18 protein-coding genes and 2 tRNA genes are annotated in these 22,821 nt (G+C 33.9%); 8 read left to right on the top strand and 12 right to left on the bottom strand.

What is annotated here, in order from left to right:
• Positions 1–11 precede the first annotated feature (11 nt).
• The 3 genes from rseP to J2Y38_RS04795 all read left to right on the top strand — a co-directional run bounded on the left by rseP (position 12) and on the right by J2Y38_RS04795 (position 1,624).
• Entirely contained in the window at positions 12–1,352 is a 1,341-nt protein-coding gene (gene rseP, locus J2Y38_RS04805; protein ID WP_309840073.1) for an RIP metalloprotease RseP, read from the top strand.
• Positions 1,353–1,438: 86 nt separating this feature from the next.
• A tRNA-Asn gene (locus J2Y38_RS04800) sits at positions 1,439–1,512 on the top strand.
• Positions 1,513–1,550: 38 nt separating this feature from the next.
• Positions 1,551–1,624: transfer RNA gene (locus tag J2Y38_RS04795), tRNA-Asn, on the top strand.
• 568 nt (positions 1,625–2,192) lie between these two features.
• On the opposite strand, the gene J2Y38_RS04790 is transcribed toward J2Y38_RS04795, so the two are convergent.
• The gene (locus tag J2Y38_RS04790; RefSeq protein WP_309840071.1) at positions 2,193–2,867 is read right to left on the bottom strand and encodes a hypothetical protein; all 675 of its coding nucleotides are present in this window, start codon (positions 2,865–2,867) and stop codon (positions 2,193–2,195) included.
• A 287-nt stretch (positions 2,868–3,154) separates the two neighbouring features.
• Between J2Y38_RS04790 and J2Y38_RS04785 the strand changes: the two genes are divergently transcribed.
• From J2Y38_RS04785 to J2Y38_RS04775, 3 genes are all read left to right on the top strand, one after another.
• A complete protein-coding gene (locus tag J2Y38_RS04785; protein ID WP_309840069.1) occupies positions 3,155–3,544 on the top strand; it encodes a helix-turn-helix transcriptional regulator in 390 nt (129 codons plus the stop codon).
• A 175-nt stretch (positions 3,545–3,719) separates the two neighbouring features.
• Positions 3,720–4,745 carry a hypothetical protein gene (locus tag J2Y38_RS04780; protein WP_309840066.1) on the top strand — a complete coding sequence of 342 codons (1,026 nt, stop codon included), beginning with the start codon at positions 3,720–3,722 and terminating at the stop codon, positions 4,743–4,745.
• A gap of 85 nt (positions 4,746–4,830) precedes the next feature.
• A complete protein-coding gene (locus J2Y38_RS04775) occupies positions 4,831–6,654 on the top strand; it encodes an NACHT domain-containing protein (RefSeq protein WP_309840064.1) in 1,824 nt (607 codons plus the stop codon).
• 64 nt (positions 6,655–6,718) lie between these two features.
• Here J2Y38_RS04775 and J2Y38_RS04770 read toward each other — a convergent pair whose 3' ends face one another.
• Positions 6,719–7,915: an aminopeptidase C gene (locus J2Y38_RS04770; protein WP_409025133.1), complete on the bottom strand. Its 1,197-nt coding sequence runs from the start codon at positions 7,913–7,915 to the stop codon at positions 6,719–6,721.
• A gap of 240 nt (positions 7,916–8,155) precedes the next feature.
• On the opposite strand from J2Y38_RS04770, the gene J2Y38_RS04765 reads away from it, so the two are divergent.
• Together J2Y38_RS04765 and J2Y38_RS04760 are read left to right on the top strand one after the other, a co-directional pair.
• Complete coding sequence (locus J2Y38_RS04765) at positions 8,156–8,953, top strand: helix-turn-helix transcriptional regulator (protein WP_309840060.1); 798 nt, start codon at positions 8,156–8,158, stop codon at positions 8,951–8,953.
• Positions 8,954–9,024: 71 nt separating this feature from the next.
• Positions 9,025–9,888 (top strand): type II CAAX endopeptidase family protein, encoded by an 864-nt coding sequence (locus J2Y38_RS04760; protein ID WP_309840058.1) that lies wholly within the window; start codon positions 9,025–9,027, stop codon positions 9,886–9,888.
• Positions 9,889–10,010: 122 nt separating this feature from the next.
• Here J2Y38_RS04760 and J2Y38_RS04755 read toward each other — a convergent pair whose 3' ends face one another.
• The 10 genes from J2Y38_RS04755 to pyk form a co-directional block, all read right to left on the bottom strand.
• Positions 10,011–11,207 (bottom strand): BamA/TamA family outer membrane protein, encoded by a 1,197-nt coding sequence (locus J2Y38_RS04755; protein WP_309840056.1) that lies wholly within the window; start codon positions 11,205–11,207, stop codon positions 10,011–10,013.
• A gap of 62 nt (positions 11,208–11,269) precedes the next feature.
• Positions 11,270–12,238, bottom strand: a complete 969-nt coding sequence (locus J2Y38_RS04750; RefSeq protein ID WP_309840054.1) for a transporter — start codon at positions 12,236–12,238, stop codon at positions 11,270–11,272.
• A 51-nt stretch (positions 12,239–12,289) separates the two neighbouring features.
• Positions 12,290–13,480: a helix-turn-helix domain-containing protein gene (locus tag J2Y38_RS04745; RefSeq protein WP_309840051.1), complete on the bottom strand. Its 1,191-nt coding sequence runs from the start codon at positions 13,478–13,480 to the stop codon at positions 12,290–12,292.
• A 129-nt stretch (positions 13,481–13,609) separates the two neighbouring features.
• A complete protein-coding gene (locus J2Y38_RS04740; RefSeq protein WP_309840049.1) occupies positions 13,610–14,194 on the bottom strand; it encodes a DUF4136 domain-containing protein in 585 nt (194 codons plus the stop codon).
• Positions 14,195–14,407: 213 nt separating this feature from the next.
• Positions 14,408–15,808: a DUF2252 domain-containing protein gene (locus J2Y38_RS04735; RefSeq protein ID WP_309840047.1), complete on the bottom strand. Its 1,401-nt coding sequence runs from the start codon at positions 15,806–15,808 to the stop codon at positions 14,408–14,410.
• 11 nt (positions 15,809–15,819) lie between these two features.
• A complete protein-coding gene (locus J2Y38_RS04730; RefSeq protein WP_309840045.1) occupies positions 15,820–17,271 on the bottom strand; it encodes a DUF1254 domain-containing protein in 1,452 nt (483 codons plus the stop codon).
• Positions 17,272–17,310: 39 nt separating this feature from the next.
• Positions 17,311–18,141, bottom strand: coding sequence for a hypothetical protein (locus J2Y38_RS04725; protein WP_309840043.1), 831 nt, complete (start codon positions 18,139–18,141; stop codon positions 17,311–17,313).
• Positions 18,142–18,238: 97 nt separating this feature from the next.
• A complete protein-coding gene (locus J2Y38_RS04720) occupies positions 18,239–19,252 on the bottom strand; it encodes an HAD family hydrolase (protein ID WP_309840040.1) in 1,014 nt (337 codons plus the stop codon).
• A 67-nt stretch (positions 19,253–19,319) separates the two neighbouring features.
• Entirely contained in the window at positions 19,320–20,987 is a 1,668-nt protein-coding gene (locus J2Y38_RS04715; protein WP_309840039.1) for an arylsulfatase, read from the bottom strand.
• Between the two features lie 397 nt (positions 20,988–21,384).
• Positions 21,385–22,818 (bottom strand): pyruvate kinase, encoded by a 1,434-nt coding sequence (pyk, locus tag J2Y38_RS04710; protein ID WP_309840037.1) that lies wholly within the window; start codon positions 22,816–22,818, stop codon positions 21,385–21,387.
• Positions 22,819–22,821 lie beyond the last annotated feature (3 nt).

Here is a 22,821-nt window from a genome sequence, read left to right as displayed (position 1 = left end):
AAAAATACAAAATGGATATAGTTATCAAACTCTCTCAATTTCTATTGAGTTTATCTTTACTTATTATTCTTCACGAATTAGGGCACTTTATTCCTGCCAAATTGTTTAAAACGAGAGTTGAAAAATTTTACTTATTTTTTGATGTTAAATATTCGCTGTTAAAAAAGAAAATTGGCGAAACAGAATACGGAATTGGATGGTTACCGCTTGGAGGTTATGTGAAAATCTCTGGTATGATTGACGAGAGTATGGACAAGGAGCAAATGGCACTTCCACCTCAGCCGTGGGAATTTCGTTCTAAACCGGCTTGGCAGCGTTTAATTATTATGCTTGGCGGTGTTACGGTAAACTTTATTCTGGCGTTTATTATATATATAGGAATGGCTTTTGCTTACGGCGATACGTATGTGGCAAATGCTGATTTGAAAGACGGAGTTTTTATCGAAAATCCTGCAATGCTTAAAGCTGGTTTTAAAACCGGAGACAAAATCATTTCTATTGATGGTAAAACGGTTGAAAATTTTGACAGCGACATGAATATGAACGTTATCATGTCGAAACATGTTTTGATCGAAAGAGACGGAAAACAACAAACGATTAATATTCCGAATGATTTTGTTGACCAATTATCTAAATATGAAAAAGGTTTATTGATTGGTATCAGAATGCCTTTTGTGGTGGGTAAAATTTCTGAAGATTCAGAAAATACTTCTTTAAAACCAAAAGATATCATTGTAAGCCTGAATAATCAAAAGATAAAATATTTTGACGAAGCTAAAGCTGTTTTAGAGGCTAACAAAGGAAAAACCATTCCTGCTGTTGTTTTACGTGATTTAAAAGAAACCCCTATTACGGTTAAGGTTTCTAAACTAGGAAAATTAGGTATTGGTGTTGGCGGTTTAGGAATCGAGTCTTTAGAAAAATTAGGTTACTATAAAGTAAGTACGAGAGAATATAGTTTCTTTGAATCTATTCCGGTTGGAATTCAAAAAGGAAAAGATCAGTTAGTAGGTTACGGAAAACAATTGAAAATGATTTTTAATCCTGAAACAAAAGCTTACAAACAAGTGGGTGGTTTTGCAGCGATTTACAACATTTTTCCGAGTTTTTGGAGCTGGGAAACATTCTGGTCAATCACTGCTTTATTGTCAATTATGCTTGGAGTTATGAATTTATTGCCAATTCCGGCACTTGATGGCGGACATGTGATGTTTTTATTGTATGAAATTATCAGCGGTAAAAAACCGAGCGATAAATTCCTTGAAAACGCCCAAATGGTTGGCTTTGTACTACTTATAGCACTGCTTTTGTTCGCAAACGGAAACGACATTTATAAGGCAATTATCAAGTAAAAAAATATTTTGAGAAAAAGAGTTAAAATATTTTTGAGAAACTAAAAATTCAATTATATTTGCACTCGCTAAAAAGAGCAACAACTTCCTCCTTAGCTCAGTTGGTTAGAGCATCTGACTGTTAATCAGAGGGTCCTTGGTTCGAGCCCAAGAGGGGGAGCAACTTTTTTTAGCAAACATATTTACCTTTAAGGTGATTCCTCCTTAGCTCAGTTGGTTAGAGCATCTGACTGTTAATCAGAGGGTCCTTGGTTCGAGCCCAAGAGGGGGAGCTTAAAAAAAGACGATCAAATGATCGTCTTTTTTTGTTTTTAACTGTTTTTACTCAAAGTTTGTCATTTCGACTGAAAGGAGAAATCGCACTCAAAGCTCTACAAAGATTGGCGATTTTGCATGTCGAATTACTAGTGCGATTTCTCCTTTCAGTCGAAATGACAAAACTGAGCCTACTTTCAAACATAGCCCGTGGTTTCAACCACGGGAAACGTGATACAAATCATAATAAAATATATTGTCCAATCATTGCGTTCCTGCGGTTGAAACCGCAGGCTATGTTTATTATATTGTGCAAAACCTTTTTTACGATTTAATTTCTTGATGTTTTTTAATCTCATTTATATTTATTCGATTTTTACTCCCGAAAAATTTCATTATATCTCTTCTCAATTAAATCATATTTCAAACACAGCTCCTGGTTTCAACCACGGGAAACGCTATACAAATTATAAAAAATGTATTACCCAAAAATTGCATCTTCGCGGTTGAAATCCCGGGCTATGTTTATAAATCCTATTAAGTCTTTTATAGTTTAATTCCTTGCCTATTTTATGTTTTAGACATTTATTGATTAAGGTTTTTGCTTTCAAATAATTTCATCATCTCTTCACCCTTTTCTTTTTCGTTTGTTGCTTTTAAACATTGTGCGTATCTGAAATAATAAATGGTGTCTAAATTTGCATCGAGCGTAAATAACTCAGTGTAATATTTAACGGCATCATCAAAATTACTTTCAAAATAGTACTTGTCAGCGACTTTTTTAAGCATATCTATAGATTCGTACCCTTTATCCAAAACATTGGCGTAGGTATCGAGAATATCTATTTTTACAAACTTCTCACTATAAGCCGGAGCTGTAACCTCAACTTCGACTGGTTTAATTTTTTCAGCAGTGGCATCTGCCATTGCTTTTGAGGGTAAAATTGTACTTTCTGTTCTTACTTTTGGTTTTTTATAAATTGGAGTTACCGTTCTGGTATTATTTGGACCGAGATCATTTGTATACACCATATCCAGTTTTGAAACTTCGTATTTTGTAGTTCTTTTTCCGAAAGGCATATTAATTACTTCTACAACCAAATACGATTCTATAACACGATCATCGGTTGGTTTGCTGTCAAATTTATAGGGCACTCTTCGTGAGTCTGTGTTTGCTACCATATAATTGGTTTGCTGAGCAAAACCACTTATTGAAAACAAACCGGCAAGAGCCGCAAAATGTAGTAAATATGTTTTCATAAGTAATAAATTAAAGTTGATACTCCGTAAAACACTATATAAAGCTACTGATTTCGTGACGTTTATGCATTACTTTGACCGTGAAGTGCTTATAAAGACGATTAAGTGTGCGTTTTGCTTTTTTGACCAACGCTAATCGTTTTTATAATTTTAGTTTTTAATTATTCGTTGTGCGAAAAATTGTATTTTTGTTTTCTCCCGAAATCGCAGCAAATTGTATCACACAAAAACATCTTGTATTTTACAGCAGAAATACTTTTTTCAGGAATTTTAAATATCTTTGAATTATGAGCACACTAACAAAACCAAATCATATAGGGCGAAAAATAAGCCGTATTCGTGAACTTCGCGATATGAAGCAGGAAGCTTTGGCGCAGGCTTTAGGCACGAACCAACAAACTATTTCGATTATTGAAAACAGCGAAACAATTGATGATGAAAAACTTCAGGCAATTGCCGAAATATTAGGCGTGACTGTTGAAGGAATTAAAAATTTCTCTGAAGAAGCGGTTTTAAATATTATTGGAAATACATTAAATGACGGAAGTGTTATTAATGGAAATGCATATCACTGTAATTTTAATCCTCTTGATAAAGTTATTGAACTTTATGAGCGTTTGGTTCAGGCTGAAAAAGATAAGGTTGAATATTTGGAGAAGTTGTTGAAAGGGAAGTAGGATTTCTATTTTTAAAAACAATATTCGTGTCGATTAGAAAAAAACCAACTATAACACCATAATTTAGAAAATTACAAATTCTCAAATAATAAATTATTTTTACAACAGGATTCTTACAAAAGAGAGTTTATTCACAACAAAATCTTTTACATAGAAATCTTAACTTTAAAAAATATTGACGAAACAAATATTCCAAAAAGAAATCAATCTTATTACTAAAGAAATTGAATTACTATCTAAGTTAGATTCTATTAATTCATATCTCCAACAATATAACTGGATTTTTCTTCATCCTTATAGCCAAGGCATGGATATTGGAATACTTCAAAGATTATCAACTGAAGCTGAAAATCCAAAGGAAGAAATTTTACATTTCTTTGCTAAAAAGTTTTTAGATTTACGCAATACAATTCATTTTATAGATGGTTTTTACTCTAAAAGACCTTTTTTAAAAGAATACTCTTCATCAATTGAGGAATCCGTAATTCTTTGCATTCAAAAAGATTTTAATGGCGCTATCAATGTCTTATTACCAGTAATCGAGGGCACTTTACGAAAATATTTAGTTTCAAAACAAGGGATTGAAAAAGAACAAGAAATTAATATTTCTAAATTATTAAGTGTTTTTGAATTAATGACAATTGATTATGTTGATTTACAAAAAAAATATCTAAAAAGACGGTATCATTCCTTAGTTACTATAAACAAATATTTTGACACAAATCAAGAAAAGCAAATTTTAAAAAAACACAAAGAATATTTTGAATTATGGATTAAACAGTTGAAAAATTATTTACAAAACAATTTATATTTAAACACAAAGCACAATACTGTTGTAACTGATTCTTTTAATCGTCATCTCATTTTTCATGCATTAAATCAAGATATTGAATACTCTTTTTCTAATTATTTGAGGTTATTTAATTGCATTAATTTTTTAAGTTGGGCAATAGGTGCTGGAGATGAAACATGTTCAATCCTATCTGAACTTGACGAAGAAGACATGAAAAGCAAATGGGCTGATTACTTTAATATATTAATTATTTCAGAAGCTCTCACAGAAACAAAAAACAATATCTATAAAAATCCTATTGTAAGTTTTAAAAAATATTTAGATCCAAAATATTTGAAAATACTTGAAAATCCTGAAAAACTAGTTAGGAGTGCAATTGAACTAAATCAATTTTTGAAGGCAAAATAAAAATGTTTCATAACATCGTATAAAACCATAGATATATCATTTTGTAAAAATATTATTATATATTTATTTTTATTTAAGATTTATCATGATACAAGAATTAATTTTAAAAGAATCTGCTAAAGAAATATTTAAATACGCAAGCAGTTTTCTAAAGAAGAATTTAGGCAAACTAATTTCAAAAGAAAAAGATATTCAAGATTCTTTGATAGAACACGTTCAAAAAACAAAAAATTGGTCTAGCGAAATAACTTTCAAAGATTTAAAAGCATCAAAAGATGTGCAACAAACATATATCGAATTAGATATGTATGTTTATCCACGTAAAATTAGAATGTATGAAAATGAAAACATACAAACTATTCCTCTTAATAAAATTTTTACTACTAGTAAAAATCATTTTGCAATTTTAGGACAACCAGGGGCGGGGAAAACTACCTCGATGAAATACCTTTGCCAATCGATTTTCTTTTCAGAAAACTCTATAGATTTAGAATTTAAATATCCAATCTTAATTAAACTAAGAGATTTTAATACTCCACGAAATAATAAAAATGATGCTGGGATTTTAATCGAATATTTGTATAATGTTTTTGGATTTTCAATCGAAATAAAAGACAATCAAAGCGAAGCAGAAATAATTAGAACAAAGCAAAAATTAGTACATTATATCGTTGAAAAGTTAAATGTTTTATTAATAATTGATGGGTTTGATGAATTAAGCTACAGAAGTCATAGAGATATAGTATTAGGTGAAATTATCGAGTTAGCCAACTATTTAGAAAACTCAAAATTAATTTTAACTTCAAGAACATCCGACTTTAATTATGATTTTGAAAACATAGATATATACGAATTATGTTCTTTAAATAATCTGCAAATTAATGATTTTGCAAAAAAATGGCTAAATGATGATCAAAAAGTTATTTCTTTCTTAAAAGAAGTATATAACTCTCCTTTTATCGACACAGCTGTCCGTCCTTTAACAATTGCACATCTTTGTGCAATTTATGAAAGAGTTGGCAAAATACCCGAAAAACCAAAAACAGTATATAAAAAGATTGTTAATCTATTACTTGAAGAATGGGATGAACAAAGAAACGTAAAAAGAATTTCCAAATATGCCGATTTTGAAATTGATCGAAAATTTGAATTCCTTACAAGTATTGCATATTTTTTAACGGTAAGTAGCAAAAGATCTATATTTTCAAAGTCCAATCTAGAAAGTGCATATTATAAAATAAATGAAGATTTTGGTTTAGAAAAAAAAGACTCAAAAAATGTGATGGAAGAATTAGAAACTCATACAGGTCTATTTCTTCAATCAGGATATGAATTTTATGAATTTGCTCATAAATCTTTACAAGAATATTTAACTGCAGAATACATCGTGCGATTGCCGACAATTCCAAACGAATTCATCATAAGAACTATTCCAAATGAACTTGCAATTGCGGTTTCTATATCTTCCAATCCAAGTCAATATTTTACCGAATTAGTATTTAGCAGATTAAACAATGTCAAATTAAGTTATCAATTCTATCAAATATTTTTAACTAGACTTATCATTGAAAAACCAGATTTTAATAGAAGTAATTTAGTTGGAATAGCTGCGTTTCAATTGTATTCAAACTATTTAGTTCGTAATAAAGATATGAATCAACTTAAGTTGTTCATCCAAGATGATTTAATTTTGGAATTTGAAAACACAATTAAAGCCATATTCAAAAGAAATCCTAAAAATCTCTTTCAAAAATATTATGATATCGTAAGTGAAGAAAGCTCTACTAATGGGACAAAAGTTGTTACAATACACAAGAAAAAGATGAATGAGATCTATTCTGAGTATAACGATATTAAATATCGAGAGTTACCCGATAAATTAGTATATCGAGATAGTTTTTTAGATTAATAAAAAAAGCGCCGCAATCCAAAGATCACAGCGCTTTTCCATTTCATTAAAAACCTTAAACTTCTTAAACCCCTAACTTCTTAGCAATTTCAGCAGGAATTCCGCCTTTGTTTACCATTAAGGCAGTTGTTTTATATTTTACGAAATTTTTGGTTACGAACAAGAAACCTTTATAGTCGTTTGTTTCTCCCCAAGAATTTTTTACGATATAATATTCTTTTCCGGTTTGATCTTTTGCAAGACCAATAATGTGCATTCCGTGGTCGTCTGTTGTACCGTAACTATCAAACGCAGCCTGACGCATTTCTGGAGTAATTTCCGGTTCTGCTTTTGGTCCGTTAAACATATCTGCTTTTTCTTCGGCAGTCATGTCGTCAAATTTCTTTGTTGGAACATATGCCACACCATTTTTCCAGCTAAAGCTTTTCTCACTTACGTCTGTTGCCCAAGCTACAGTATAACCTTTTTTCAAAGCATTGTCGATAACATCTGTCATGTCGTTTACTTTTACGTTGTAAACCTGATCTAAAGACCAGTTGTCCGGCACAGCAAGAACTGTTTTTTGGTAATATGGAGCAGTTGTAAACGAAGACATTTCTACATATTCATCAGGATTAATTCCTACCACTTCTTTAGCAAAAGACTGCGGTGTGTAGTTTTTTCCTTTGTAGTTGAAGTTATCCGGCACTTTTCCTAAATAAGAATCAATAACGGCAGCATACGCTTTTTGCCAGTTTGGAGTTAACTCTCCGTTTGGATTTTTAACCACCGCAGCCAAAACACCTTCGATAAGTGCAGACATTTCGGCAAATTTATTTTTATCTGTTCCGTAGTTCAAACCAGTGTAAACTTCTCTTGGTACGGTTCCGTATTTTTTGTACATATTAATTACGTCGTGCAGCGAACCTCCGTCACCTAAAGTGATCGCGCCGTGCATACGAACATAATTTACTCCTTTGTCAACATACACATTTCTTGCAGAAAAAACCTGAGAAAGCTCAACAGGCTGTTTTCCTAAACGAATCATTTCTGACTCTAAAAATGAGTTTGATGCATAACTCCAGCAAGTTCCTGATGAACCCTGGTTTTTAATCGACGTTGTTCCTAAGTTAACTACCTCAGTGAATTTAAAAGCTTCTTTACTTTTATCACTCGCATTTAGCTTTAAGGAATTTACTAAAATGTCCTGCGCAAAACAGCCACTTACACCAACTAAAAAAGCAGATGCCGCGAAAACTGATTTCATCGTATTTTTATACATAATCAAAAGATTTAAATAGTTACTTATTAGTAGCCTGTATTATATTTTTGTTACAAAAAAATTAAATATTCGGTAAATAAACTATTATTTAACAGTTAATGTTTATACAATGTTTTTATTAATCCTCAAAACCTTACAAACTATATAAAAACATAATCTGTTTAGAATCAAATCTTTTTTGATTTTATATGCAAATAAATAGTATTTTGGCTGTTGAAATGCCACGCTATAAACCCCAAAATGTACGAACTCGAAAAAGAGAAATACTTAGGTAATACTAAAAACATTTTTACAACCTCAAACGGAATTGCGGTTGTCGAAACCGAATATCAAAATAAGGTTTACGAAGGCTGGCATTCGCACAATAACGCACACATAACGCTTTTCCTGAAAGGCGGAACAACCGAAAAACGAAAAAATTTCAGCGAAACAGTTGGTCCCGGTTCGTTATTGTTTTACCACAGCGACGAACTGCATTTGAATCAGGATACGCTTTTTCCGTCCCGAAATATCAATATTGAAGTTGAAGAAAATTTGCTGAAAGAACTTCAAATGTCTGAGGCTGTGCTCGAAAAATCCATTCAAAATTCGGCATTTAGTAAATTTCTTATTCTAAAGATTTTTAAGGAAACGCTTACTGCCGATGCTTTTTCTGCCGATACAATTACGATGCTTTTTTCGCAGATGGCAAGTGCCCAAAATCATTTGGAACGATTTGAAAAAAGTCCGTTTTGGGTGAAAAGTTTACAGGAATTACTGAATGACTGCTGGAACGAAAACCCAAATCTGCAGGATTTGGCGACGGTTTTAAATTTAAATCCTATTACAATTTCTAAACATTTTCCTAAGTATTTTGGCTGTACTTTGGGCGAATACATGCGCCGAATTAAAATAAACCGTTCGCTTTCGCTGATACAATCTCACGAAAATAATTTAACCGAAATTGCCCTCGAATGCGGATTTGCAGATCAAAGTCATTTTATTAGAACGTTTAAAAGTCAAACGGGATTTCTGCCAAAACAATTTCAAAAATTATAAAGAGGCAAATTTCATTCTATTTTTTGTTTTCAATGCGATTTAACTTTGCTTCAAATTAATAAACCAAACTGATGGAAACTTTAACTACAAAACAAAAAATATTCAATTTCCCGTTAACCAAAATTATTTTAGGATTAATTGCCTGTCTTTTAATAATTAATATTGGGCAGTTCTTTGCGGGGAAATTATTACTGCAAACTTCTCTGGACAAAGATTATAGAAATCTTATAAAAGGAATTATTGTGTGCGGTTTAGCTTTGATAAGTTATATTGATTTTTATAAATATTATGAAAAAAGAACCATAACAGAATTAGCTCTTAAAGGTCTTGCCAAAAATTTAATCATCGGGATTTTAATTGGTGCGGCTTTACAATCGCTGACAATTTTGGTGATTTATTTTAATGGCGGTTATGAAGTTCTTTCTATAAATCCTTTTTCGTTTATCATTATTCCGCTTACGATTGCTTTTACGGCTGCTGTTATCGAAGAGATCTTAGTTCGCGGAATCCTTTTTAGAATTATGGAAGAAAAACTGGGAAGTTATGTGGCGCTTATTATTTCGGCACTAATTTTTGGCGCTTTGCATTTGGCAAACGAACACAGTACTTTGCTTTCTGCTTTATGTATTGCCATTGAAGCCGGATTGCTTTTGGGCGCGGCTTTTATTTATACCAGAAATTTATGGTTTCCTATTGCGATTCATTTTGCGTGGAATTTTATGCAGTCGGGAATTTTTGGAGCTATAACATCTGGAAATTCAAAAACAAATAGTTTACTGGTTTCAAAAATTCAGGGTTCTGAATTTATTAGCGGAGGAGAATTTGGTCCCGAAGGATCTGTTCAAGCTGTTATTTTCTGCACTTTGGCCGCCATTATATTATTGGCCTTGAGCCAAAAAGAAAATAAAATTATTAAGCCTTATTGGAGGAAATAGAGTTTTTTTTTGCCACGAATTGCACGAATTTCCACAAATTATATTTGAATTCCCGATATTTATTATCGGGAATTTTTATTTTACTTTTTTACTTTTCACAATTCACAACTAACAATTAACAATTATCGCAGCCAATTGCTTCCAAAAACAATATAATACGCCCAATCTTCGGGGCCTTTTGCTACGTCAACGCCCATGCGGAGTTTGAATTTTCGGGCTAATAGATATCTGAATCCGGTTCCGTAACTGTAGACAACGGGTTTTGCAAAGGCTTTATCCCAATCGTTAAAAGCACTTGCGAGGCCTCCGTAACCCATAAGACTCCATCTTCGGTATAAATCCCAACGCAATTCGGCTTCGGTAACTATACTGGTTTTTCCCTGATATCTGGCGGCGGGAATTCCGCGTAAATTGATTCCGGGCAATAGATAAAAAGGCGGACTCCCAAACGCCTGCTCTCCCTCTACCCTAAGCCCGCCAATTAATTTTTTTGTTAATGGATAAAATCCTATTGCCGATAAATTGACGCGCCAGGCGTCGTAATCGCTTCCTATTGCATCATCTGACCAAAAGAAATCTGACTGAAGCCGGATTCCTTTATCTGGTGTAAATATATTGTCGCGTCCGTCAAACTGAAGCGCAGCTCCCAGCTGACTTATGGTACTTTTGATATCTTTTGGCTGTACAAATGGCGGCGGAAGATCAACATCGGGCAGGTTTATTTTTGAGTTTAAAAAGAGGTATTGCGGCCCGGCGCTCCATTTTGCATTTCTAAATTGCTTTAGCCATTGTGTATAAAATATAGTTGATCTAAAATTGAGTTTAAATTCCTGATCTTTTGCATTTGGGATATTATTGGCATAAAAAGATAAATTCATATCGCCATAACCGGCCATAACACGATATAATATTTTAGGCTTTACCAAAGTTGCCGAACGAAAAGCACCTGCCATCCAGCTTTTATTTTCGGTATACATACCAATTCCTCCGGTTATGTCTGGATTTATAAACCGTTTTTTGCCGTTTTCGTCTACAACCGGAGCACGTTTTTTAAGAAAAACGGGGACGATTGCACCTCCAATTCCGCCCAGAGCCGGTTCTGTAATAACGGTAGGAACTACAATAAAACCGTGTGCGTAAATAATATAATTACTTAAATCAAAAGCTCCGTCAAGAGAGTCTTTTGTGGTAATATGCGGTTTTTGTGCTGTTTGTGCGTTTATATTTTGAAGAGAAAAAAAACACAAAGCAAAAATGAAAACCAGTTTTAGAAAAAGTTTTCTGTTTTTTATGGAAGAATCTGAATATGTATTTCTCATTTAAATCAATTTAAAATTATCGTATTCACTTAAAAAAACATCAACTTAAATCGTTTTGAGGGTTATTCTTTTTTCTCTTTTGCCAGACTGAACACATGGGCAAGTGTCAGGAAAAAAGTATTTCCCTGAAAACGGCTTTCGGCTCCAAATTCTGAAACCCAGCGAAGTCCAGCAGAAGTTTTGCAGCCTATATGGAAATAATTTACCTCAGCACCAACGCCTCCTATTTTGTCTTTGTCTGGTTCAAGAACTAAATTGCCAACAGGAATTTTATCGTTTGAAATTTTATATTGCAAATAGTAAATTAAACCTGCATTTAGTATTCCGCTTGGAGCAGTTTTCGCCGCATTGAGCGTGTAAAAGGTTTTTCCCAAGCCGCCTTCAACACTTAAAATGTCTCCGGTTTTGATATCGGTATCTTTCTTTTTTCCGTTTATTTCGTAAGAGGCTAAAGCAGAAAAATGAAATGTTTTTTTGTCATTAAAGTATACAGTTGTTCCGGCCGAAAATTCATTCATCAGCATTCCTAAACCGGCATTGTCTGAAGCTCCGGCAGTAAATTTTCCTGTTGGAAGATATAATTGGTAACTAAAAACAAAATCGGCTCTTTTGTTGTGCCAGCCTAATTGAATTGGCTGCACATACATGTCTGTAAAAGCGAGTGAATTTGTCGCATCAATACTATTTCCCTGAATGGTATTTGAGGCAAAAGCCAGCAAAATAGTAGCTCCATAATTGGCACCTAAAATTTTAAAATCACTTACATAATTGGCCCCAACTCCTGTTATAAACATCGTAATGTCTGGATTTGCAAGAGATTCGTCACCGTTTGCATCTCGCAGCGAACCTGCATCATACAAATAACCCGGCACGTAAATACTTAATGTATTTGCCGGAGTCTGAGTTCCGGATTGTAATCCCATTGCTCCAAGAATATGACCTCCTTTTAGCTGTGCGTTTCCTAAAAAACAAACGAACAGAAATAATAAGGTGAATACTGATTTTATGGTTTGTTTTGATTTCGTTTTCATGGTTTCTTCTTTAAATTAATGAGACTTTACAATCCATTTTTACAAACTATTTCAATTTGTAGACTGCTTAAAAAAATAAGAACTGCTTTTTTCAGGGTTAATCCTGATTACTCTAAAATATTCTGAAGGAGATTTTCCCGTATGTTTTATAAAAGCCCTAAAACAGGTTGTTCTGGATTTAAAACCAGATGCCCAGGCCATTCCTTCGAGTGAAAGATCTTTCCAGTCTGAATCGTTTATTTTTTCTTTAAAATATTCGATTCGTTTTAAATTGATATAATCCTGAAAGTGCAGGTTGAATTCTGAATTTATTAAACAAGAAAGATTGTTTACTGTAATTCCGGTTTCTTCTGAAATATCACGTATCACCAGATCTTTCTTTAAAAAGAGTTTTTTAGAGTCGAAAATGTTTTCTAGTTTGGCCAGATACAGCTGTCGTTTTTCGAGTGTTAACTCTTTTACTATTGGCAGTGAATTTTTGGTTTCCTGTGAGGCGTAGGTTCTCAAGTCTTCATTAACAAAATCTGTTTCATTTTCGTTTGTATCATAAAAAAGCTGCGGTTTAAAATACAGCCAGCCAACCGTAAATATTAAAACCGATGAAATAAGAATGTAGCAGGATAAATCTAAATTGTCTACATTATTAATTAAAAAGAAATGCACGAAAAGCGTTGAAAACAAAAACAAAATAACCAGATTATAAACTCTGATCCAGCCTAAAATTTTTATTCGCTGCAGATGATTTTCTTTAAATTTTTTAATGTCGTAATTTAAAATCATCATGGTCTGGCAAAATGCATACATAAGCCAAACGCTGAGACTTAACATTGAAAATGGATTTTTTGTTTTTACCGAAATATAGTCTATCAAATAAATATTGGTGTAATTTCCAATCCAGACCACAATGGTCAGGGAGAAATAAATGAGGAATGGCAGGAAATGAAACCAGTCGTATTTTTTATAAGATGAATTTGGGAATAAAATATTCCGCACGTATAAAAATGCACAGGGAGCTGCTAAAAAAATAAACGATTTTGTGATCATAAACAGATCCGGAAACTCCTTAAAAACATTTGCCGATAAGTAAAAATTATAGACGCTTACAAGTGCAAGACTAAACAAAAACAGTCCTAAGAAAAAACTTTTAGAATAATTTTTCTTTGAAAAAAGAACCATAAATGAAGTCGCAAATCCTACAATTGTAGCTATAAAAAAGAAAAGCGAAAGTACTATATCGGTCATACGTTTTAAGCTTTGATTAGTTTGTCCTTTTTCTTTGAGAAGGGGGATTTTCAAAGAAAATAAAATGTGCGATTATAAGCTGTACTTACTAAAATGGAAAGTACAGCCTATTAAAACAGTAGTTTTATGCTATTTTTTTACTGCGCCAGGAGGGAATCCTGCTAATATTTTTTTTACTGCGCCGTTAATAAATTCTTCAGGGTTATCTGGTTTGCTGTCAATTTGAGCATTTCCTACTCCCTGCCAAAGCAGTTTTTGTGTTTTTGTAGAAACGATATCAATTACTAATGATCCATCTACATAATCATAAGTATTAAAGGTTGTAGTACCACCGCCCATCATGGCTCCGCCGCCCCAATATCCGTATGGGCGATACATTCCCCCATAACCGTAGAAATTAGAATCGGCAGTAACTTGTGTTTTATTTTTTAAGATAGAAACAGCGTTTACTTTTAAATCAGGATTTGAACTTTCTGTAAATCCTTTTGCAATCATTTCAGCACGAATTGCTTTTGTTACACGATCTGCGTTTAATTCGTTTACCTGACCTTGTTGTGCTTTTAAATCGTAAACTGCAAAAGTTTTATATTCACTAAAATTTGCAGCATGATCATAATCTGTTGTAACATTAACTGTTGGGGAACAGCTGTAAATTAAACCCAATACTAACACTAACATTGGGATGATGCGAAGATTTGTTCTTTTAATATTCATTTTGTAGAATTTAAATTAATGATTAATTACTTAACTGGAATTATTAATTCTGAAAAATCTTGAATGAATGATAAAGTGGCTTTCACAATGCGTAAACTAAACACAAAGAACTAAAATACAGGCTTTTAACAAATATTCAAAGATAATCATTTTATTTAATTGACATAACATTTAGCAAAATATTCTTACTTATTTGAAATTGTTTTATTTATCTTATATTTCTGCAGAAACGGGTAGTTTTCCTTCTTTTATGGCTTTGATCATTTTATTATAATCTAATTCATTTTGATCTGCATATAAAAGGGAAAACTTCGAAATGGCATTGGCAAATTCATTACCATCGCCAATGTATCCGGATAATACAGATGGATCTCCGGAGCGTGCATGAGCTCTTGCAAGCGCCCATCCGCAGGCTTTGGCATAATCTGCCAGGTTTTCTTCTTTCATTATTTCAAGAACGGGTTTGACCTTTGCATCGCGAAGCTGACGGATGTAAAAAAATCTTCCCCTATCGTCATTTGTCCATCCTAAAAATATATCCGAAGCAGACTGCATCAGCTTTTGTCCCATTACAATTCGTTCTCCTTCATGATTGTATTTTCTTTTAGCTTTTACGTGTTGTTCTAAAACACTTTGTCTTGCTTCTTTAAACTGCAAAAAAATAGGTTCACCCGTGGCAGACATTAATAAACTAATTCCGCAAAGTGTGCCTACACTTCCTACGCCTACCACTTTTATGGCAAAGTCATGCATGGAATATCTGCTTAGCAAAACTTGTTTGTCTTCTGGCAATGATTCTATGTAGCGTTTATGAACTAATTCTGCTTCTTTCATAATTATCTTTTCATCATTTCCGGAGGAATGAAATATCAAGGGCGGTTCATCTTTTATTCGGGCGCGAACTCCATCCTGATACGTCATTTTTGCAAATTCCTTTTCGTGTGCCGTATATTCGGCTGCTTTTTTTATTCGCTTTTGATGAAATTCTTTTATTTCTTCATCTTTTCCGAGTTCGATAAGTTCGGCCAGATCAATATCAGCATACCAAATTTGAAGTGCCGATAATTTGCTGTAATCCAACATGTGTCTTTTGTAACTATCTGCCACATGCCAGGCAAATTCTTTATTGCTTTTATTAGAAAATTTGAGCCATCTTCCTGCAATAGCAAAACTTGCTGCCAAGCGTTTTACATCCCATTCCCAAGGGCCTTGAAAAGTTTCATCAAAATCATTTATATCAAAAACCAATTTACGTTCTGGTGTTGCAAATCCTCCAAAATTCATTAAATGGCAATCGCCGCAAAGCTGTAAATCGATTCCTGTGTTTGGCGTTTGTGTCAAATCTGCTGCCATAATTGCCGCCGCACCGCGAAAAAAGGCAAATGGAGATTCCATCATTCTTCTGTATCGAATGGGCAGCAAACTTTCTATTCTGCCAACACTGGTTTTTATCAAAATATCGATAGGATCTTCCCGATCTTCTGCAGCCTTATATTCCTGATGAGAAGAGCACGGGACATTTTTTCTGATTGCTGCGCCTTTCTCATAACGTTCTGCTTTTGATGCCAGTGGATCAAATAAAGTTTCGTTTTTATGTGTTGCTTTTTCAATCATAAAAATGATTCTTATTTTACTTCTTCAACATCTCCCATTTTCCATGTTTTGTCAAAAAACCCTTTCTCAGGTCCATAGAAACGTGCTAATAATTCAAATTTCCCTTTTGGATTAGTTGGAACCCAATTTGATTCTTTTCCTGCCGGAGCTTTTGCTCCAAAATAAATATCTACAGAACCATCACTGTTTTTTTGAAGTCCCGGCGATGTTGAAGCCCGGCTTGCATATTTCATTCCTAAAATAAGGGCGTGGGTTTCACGATCATAGACTGTTACGGACCAATATAGTTTTACCGGAACTTTTGCAGGCAAATGAAGTTTATACAATTTTGAGCCGTCAAATTCTTGTCCTTTATCATCTTTAATTGATATTAAATAGAATTGTCCTGTTCCTAAATGTTTGGCACTAAAATAGGCTATTGAATAAGCTATTGCTCTTTCACGTACAGGATAAAGATTTGGTATTGAATAATTACTTCCAATTGATTTTACAAAATCCTGCGAAACCGGCAATGCCCACTTGGTGTCATTATAAAAAGGTATTTTAAACGCATTTTCATATTCTGAATCAATCCAGGCATGTGCATCTTTTATTGCAGCATTTAAAATTTCCTGTTTTCTGGCATCGGCCTGAAAGGTTTTTCCTTTTTCAATTCCAATAGTTTTTAACTGATCAATCATTGCTATGTCACGATTTATCCAAGGTTCTCTTTGAATAAATTGATTCAATATTTCAAAAAAATGAAAGTTGTATGGAATGGTGTTACTAAATGGAACTTCTAACAAATCAACAAATGTTGTTGCGGGTGGATTATCAGCTTCAGAAAGCGGATATATCTTAACTTTTTTTCCGTAGTCAACCGCTCTTTTAATATCATTTGGACTTCCGTCTGTAAGATTTGAACGAAGTATGGCATATCCTGTAAAAGTTGAAGATGGCATGGGTATGTAACCTAACGGAACGGCATCTTTATAATTGGGCGGTAAAATGAGGTATTTGCCGCCTTTTCCTTTATCTACACCCGCTGGGCCAATATCTTCAATTGCCGTTTGCCAGCCATCATCTAAACTTCCTGTTAGTGATGAAACGCCATCAACCGGAGGAATTTCTAAAACAACAGGGCCTTGTCGTGTATCATAAAGCGGATTTACATAAATCACGTCTGGATTTGGGGTTAAGGTTTGATTTTTGGAACTGATTAATCCCGACCAATAAATAATTTGATTGTAATCGCCTTTTACTTTTACAAGACTTTCATGCAGTAATTCTGAATTAACAACGGGAATTCCCCAAATCACAGATTCAACTGCTCTATTATAAATAAGTTGTTCTTCAAAATCTGCAGGCTTAAACGCTGTTGTTTTTGTAGTATCGGCAGGAGTTGAAGTTTCGTTTTTTGTTGTAGAATTGGTACACGAGACCAAACAACTCATTATTATAATGGATAGATTTTTTAACTTCATGATTTGTTTTTTTAAGATGAAAGAAGCTCAAAAACGGTGTTATGAACCCGGAAAAACAAAGGCCAAAACAGCACGTAATCCCCAATCTGGTTTAATTTCATGTGGTCCTACAATCGGAATTAATGGCATAATGGCAAATTGAACGACCTGATCGCCCAATTTTGTTACGGCTCCTATATTAGGACTAATCGTAATTAAAGTTGTATTGCCTTCCCAATTTTGAGTAATTTCTGAGCTAATCCCTAAACTGGCGCCGCTTTTATAACTGTGAGAAAGAAATATCTGAGTGTAAAACTGATTGAAATCGGCGCGGTCTTCATTTCCGGCAACGGACCAAATTTGATTGGCAATAAAACCTACTGAAAGTCCTTTTCCCTGATGCATTACTAATACACTTGGACCAACTCCAAATTTTTCTGTTCCTAATAATTCATCTGTTGCAGTTGGAATTAAAAATGCGGGCCCAACTCCTAAAATAAGTCCTTTTGTTTTTGGAGCAAAAAAAGCGGTAACCGTTGCATCGCTTAATCCAAATTGATGTGTATTTTCTCCTGTAATGTCTCTTTGATCTACAACTGGCAATATATAGCGGGTAATTAAATTTAGATTTTCTGTTAATTTAAACGGAATTACCGGCTGCACATTTATTGTATATTTTGATCCGTTAAAAGGGCCAATACCATAATTTAAGTTATTCTGCAAAGGCACACTAATTAAGCTTGCCACGGGATTTGCTAATTTATCTGCTAGTTCCTGCGCACTTGCACCGGCTTTTGGCGCGGCTTCCTGAGCAGAAATAACAAAAGAAAAAGTAAAAAACAGAGTGCTGAAAAATAATTTAGGACTGATGTAATACTTGATTCGTTTCATAGCTGTTTTTTTAAGATTTTTAATTCCTCTAAAAATCCCAATGAAACAACTTTTGACGGGCAAAAGCTGCTTCATTTGAGATCCTAACTAATTCAAATTATTTATCTGCAAAAACTTTTTTCCAGTCGTCTTTTATGCTTACTACATGCCACTTATTTTTTGCGGCTGTATTTAATGATAAATTATCTTTTTCCTGATAGCTGTATTCTCTGATGGAATCATTGTGATTGATCAATAATTGAAAGGATGGATATTTGTTTCCCTGCGAATATTTCAGCATGGCAATATCTCCTGCGCCGCCTTCGTTTCCGCACGCAAAAACCGGACGCTGGCCTATATGCAGTTGTATACCAACCGGTTTTCCTTCTTTATCATTAAAATGATCTAAAGCAGATTCTCTCTGCACGGCATTTTTAGCATCATCATATTTGTATTTAAAAGAAGTTCCTACGACCTGATCTTTTGGAATTCCATAAAAATCCTGAGATATTGCTCTCACCACTTCAATTGTACCGCCTGTTACGATATAGGTTTTAAATCCGTTGGCACGGAGATAATTTAGCAATTCCAATTGAGGCTGATACCGTATTTGTTTTACAGGAATATTTTTGCCCGGATAGCTAGCGGTTTTAAAAAAGTCATTTACTGATTTTTCAAATTCATCTTCAGTCATTCCGGTGTGGGTTGCCGCGACAAGTTCTATGAGTGCTTTGTCTCCGCCTTTTTCAAAAAAGGTTTTGTCTTTTTCAACTACGGCTTTAAAAGGTTGTTTTTGTGCCAAAGCCGGATTGGCTCCAACCATTTTTTTTACCTGATAAAAAGCAAATAGTTCCTGAACATATGGTTTTTCAGCCCATAATGTTCCGTCGTTATCAAAAGTCGCGATTCTATCCTCTATCGGAATAAAATCGGGACTTCCTTTTTTGGTTACTTTTTCAACATAAGCAATAATGTCATCTTTTAAAGCACCTTTGTTCCAGCTGGGAAGCGGATCTCCCACTATAACGGCTGAACTGTCTTTAGGATTAACAGTTGTGGCGTCATCTGATTTATTTTTGCACGAAACCAGTAAAAATAAAAGCAGAGACAATACATATATTTTCTTATACATGGTATTGATTTTTAAGTTAAAGAGCTTGAACTAGGGGGTAATTCAAGCTCTGTTAAACATTATTTTTCTACTTTTTCTTTTTTGAATCTGCAGCTTCGTCTTCTTTTAATTTAGGCAAAACGTTTTTCTCTATGTATTTTTGTGCCTTAATATCTTTCATTGTTTCTTCCATAATCGTATAAGCAGAGAAACTTGGCGGAATTGATCTTGGAGGATATTCCTTAAATGTTTCTGCAAATACTACTACATCTTGTATTGCACCGTAAATTGACCCGACATGATTCATCTGCCAGTCCCAAAATGTATTTGAGGTAATATCAGCTCTTTCAAAAGGATCTTGAAATAAATTGAATGTTTTTTGCAAACGCAGTTTAGTAAACGGCTCAGCCCAAACTCCAAGTGTACCTTCCAAACGCTGTTCTGCAAAAACATATTTATAATCTCCTTCTCTTAAACCAACTAATAAACCATCATCATCTGTATAGAAGAATTTATCTCTGGCGCTTTTTGGTGTTTTGCCTTCTAAAAATTTACTTTGATCAAAACCGTCTAAATGGACTTTGTATGATTTTCCGTTTGCAGTGTAACCTTTTAAAAGTTTGTTAGTTAAATCTGGCTCACCAGCAATTGAAGCCAAGGTTGGCATCCAGTCATTATGGCTCATTAATTCGTTAGTAATAGTTCCTGGTTTGATATGTCCTGGCCAACGTACGATACAAGGTACACGGAAAGCTCCTTCCCAGTTTGTGTTTTTTTCTGAACGGTAAGGTGTCATTGCACCATCTGGCCATGTATTCATGTGAGGTCCATTATCTGTAGAATATACTACAATAGTATTGTCAGCAATTCCTAAATCATCTAAAGCTTTCAAAATACTACCGATAGTTTCATCGTGTTCAATCATACCATCAATATATTCACTATCGCCGTGCGTATATCTTCCTCTGTGTTCTGCTCTTACGTGCGTACGAAGGTGCATACGAGTAGCATTAAACCAGCAGAAAAATGGTTTACCTGCTGCATTTTGTCTTTTGATAAAATCAATTGCTGCGGCTGATGTTTCATCATCTACCGTTTCCATTCTTTTTTTAGTAAGCGCTCCGGTATCTTCTATTTTTTGTTTTCCGACTTTTCCAAAGCGAGGATCAACTGTGCCGTCATCTGCACTTGTGGCTGTACATTTTAATACTCCTCTTGGTCCAAATCTTTTCAAATATTCCGGATCTTTAGGATAATCTGGCAGTTCTGGTTCTTCTTCTGCATTTAAGTGATACAGATTTCCAAAGAATTCATCGAAACCGTTTACCGTTGGTAAATTTTCATTACGGTCTCCTACGTGGTTTTTACCAAACTGACCTGTTACATACCCCAGGCTTTTCATTATTCCACCAATAGAAGGATCTAACTGACTCATACCCATTGGAGCTCCTGGAAAACCAACTTTTGTAAGTCCGGTTCTAAGACCGTGTTGTCCCGTTAAAAAAGCAGCACGTCCTGCTGTACAGCTTTGTTCTCCATAATAATGTAAAAAACGTAATCCTTCATTTGCTAAACGGTCAATATTTGGGGTAGTGTATCCCATAAGTCCATCGCTATAGGCACTAATATTGGTTGTTCCAATATCATCGCCCCATAATACTAAAATGTTGACTTTTTTCTGAGCTTTCACCTGAACAATCGTGAAGCATACTAATGCAAAAAGCATTATGGCATTTCTAAATTTACTTTGTTTCATGGTAATAAGATTTGTTAATAATTCGTTTGTATAATGGTTTTATTTAAAATCGAATCATAATTTCCTACAATAAAGAAGTAGAAAATGTAACCTGTATTAGAAGCAATTTATTGGAACATTTAGCTGTTGACATTGAGGGAATTTGCAACAACTTTTTTTTAACGTTTTGTTAAGTATCTCAAAATTAAGCAATAAAAACACGAATAATCTTATTTTTAAGGCTGTAGGTTGTTGCAAATTATAACTTGCAACATGAAAATGGTTTTATTTTGCTCCATGATGTTTCAAATTATAACTTGAAACCTCAGGATTTATAAACTGAAGAATATATAAAGCAAAAAAAATCCACCCGAATGGGTGGATTTGATTTTAAAAATATCGTGATCTTAAAAGAAAACTATTCTATTTCAGAAACTCTCATGGTATTAACCATTCCTTTTTCTTTAATTGGCATTGCAGCAAGATTGATTAAATAATCTCCTTTTGATGCATATCCTTTTTCAACTGCAATTTTGTTTACATCTGTTACAGTATCATCTGTACTTTCTTCATTATCATAGAAGAATGATTTAACTCCCCATAATAAATTCAATTGTGTTAAGATTCTTCTGTTTGAAGTAAATACTAAAATATGTGCCGAAGATGGTCTCCATGCCGAAATTTGGAAAGCTGTATAACCACTATTTGTTAATGTACAAATTGCTTTAGCTTCGATTTCATTTGCTAATAAAGCTGCCTGATGACAAACTGTTTTAGTAACAAAACGTTTTGTTTTAATTTGTGGTGTATTTTGTGGAACACGAATTAGTGGAGAATCTTCAACAGCCTCACAAATTTGTGTCATTCTTTGAATAACTTGTACAGGATAGTTTCCTGTTGCCGTTTCTCCAGATAACATTACAGCATCTGCACCGTCCATTACTGAGTTAGCAACGTCATTTACTTCTGCTCTTGTTGGCGTTAAACTTGTAATCATTGTTTCCATCATTTGTGTAGCAACGATAACAGGAATTCTAGCCGTTTTTGCTCTGCGGATCAAATCTTTTTGTACTAATGGTACTTCGTGAGCAGGAAGTTCAACTCCAAGGTCTCCACGAGCAACCATTAAACCATCGCAATATGCTACAATTTTATCCATGTTCTCAAGAGCTTCCGGCATTTCAATTTTAGCAATAATTGGAATTTTATATTCTGAATGCTTAGCGATTAATTCTTGTAAATCTTGTAAATCGCGAGGAGTTTTCACAAATGAAAGTGCGATCCAGTCTACTTTTTGTTCAATTGCAAAAATGGCATCTGCAATATCTTTTTCAGTTAAAGCCGGTAAAGAAATTTTTGTGTTTGGAAGATTAACCCCTTTTTTAGATTTTAATTCTCCACCCTGAATTACTTTAGCAACAACTTCTGTTTTTTTATCTGTTGAAACAATTTCGAAAATCAGTTTACCATCATCAAGCAAAATACGTTCTCCAACATTTACATCATTTGGGAAATTTTGATATTTCATGAATGCTTTTTTTGCATTTCCGATAATATCTTCTGCTGTAGTGAAAGTAATTTCGTCACCATCATGTACAACCGTTCCTTCTTCCATTACACCAACTCTAAGTTTTGGTCCCTGCAAATCTCCTAAGATCGCTGTAGTGTAACCAAACTCTTCGTTCAGGCCTCTAATAATGTTAATTTTTTCTTTTACTCCTTCGTAGTCTGCATGCGAAAAATTGATTCTAAACACATTCACCCCTGCGTCGATCATATCCTTGATAATCTCTCTCGTACCACATGCAGGGCCTAATGTAGCTACAATTTTGGTTTTCTTGTTTGTTAACATTTT

The organism is Flavobacterium sp. 2755, from assembly GCF_031455715.1.
In the GTDB taxonomy this organism is placed as follows: Bacteria; Bacteroidota; Bacteroidia; order Flavobacteriales; family Flavobacteriaceae; genus Flavobacterium.
This window is presented reverse-complemented; position numbering and strand designations above follow the sequence as displayed.

Excerpts from the sequence above, each read along its gene's own strand:
- rseP (WP_309840073.1), top strand. The coding sequence starts at position 12 with ATGGATATAGTTATCAAACTCTCTCAATTTCTATTGAGTTTATCTTTA.
- J2Y38_RS04790 (WP_309840071.1), bottom strand. The coding sequence starts at position 2,867 with ATGAAAACATATTTACTACATTTTGCGGCTCTTGCCGGTTTGTTTTCA.
- J2Y38_RS04785 (WP_309840069.1), top strand. The coding sequence starts at position 3,155 with ATGAGCACACTAACAAAACCAAATCATATAGGGCGAAAAATAAGCCGT.
- J2Y38_RS04775 (WP_309840064.1), top strand. The coding sequence starts at position 4,831 with ATGATACAAGAATTAATTTTAAAAGAATCTGCTAAAGAAATATTTAAA.
- J2Y38_RS04770 (WP_409025133.1), bottom strand. The coding sequence starts at position 7,915 with ATGTATAAAAATACGATGAAATCAGTTTTCGCGGCATCTGCTTTTTTA.
- J2Y38_RS04765 (WP_309840060.1), top strand. The coding sequence starts at position 8,156 with ATGTACGAACTCGAAAAAGAGAAATACTTAGGTAATACTAAAAACATT.
- J2Y38_RS04760 (WP_309840058.1), top strand. The coding sequence starts at position 9,025 with ATGGAAACTTTAACTACAAAACAAAAAATATTCAATTTCCCGTTAACC.
- J2Y38_RS04755 (WP_309840056.1), bottom strand. The coding sequence starts at position 11,207 with ATGAGAAATACATATTCAGATTCTTCCATAAAAAACAGAAAACTTTTT.
- J2Y38_RS04750 (WP_309840054.1), bottom strand. The coding sequence starts at position 12,238 with ATGAAAACGAAATCAAAACAAACCATAAAATCAGTATTCACCTTATTA.
- J2Y38_RS04745 (WP_309840051.1), bottom strand. The coding sequence starts at position 13,480 with ATGACCGATATAGTACTTTCGCTTTTCTTTTTTATAGCTACAATTGTA.
- J2Y38_RS04740 (WP_309840049.1), bottom strand. The coding sequence starts at position 14,194 with ATGAATATTAAAAGAACAAATCTTCGCATCATCCCAATGTTAGTGTTA.
- J2Y38_RS04735 (WP_309840047.1), bottom strand. The coding sequence starts at position 15,808 with ATGATTGAAAAAGCAACACATAAAAACGAAACTTTATTTGATCCACTG.
- J2Y38_RS04730 (WP_309840045.1), bottom strand. The coding sequence starts at position 17,271 with ATGAAGTTAAAAAATCTATCCATTATAATAATGAGTTGTTTGGTCTCG.
- J2Y38_RS04725 (WP_309840043.1), bottom strand. The coding sequence starts at position 18,141 with ATGAAACGAATCAAGTATTACATCAGTCCTAAATTATTTTTCAGCACT.
- J2Y38_RS04720 (WP_309840040.1), bottom strand. The coding sequence starts at position 19,252 with ATGTATAAGAAAATATATGTATTGTCTCTGCTTTTATTTTTACTGGTT.
- J2Y38_RS04715 (WP_309840039.1), bottom strand. The coding sequence starts at position 20,987 with ATGAAACAAAGTAAATTTAGAAATGCCATAATGCTTTTTGCATTAGTA.
- pyk (WP_309840037.1), bottom strand. The coding sequence starts at position 22,818 with ATGTTAACAAACAAGAAAACCAAAATTGTAGCTACATTAGGCCCTGCA.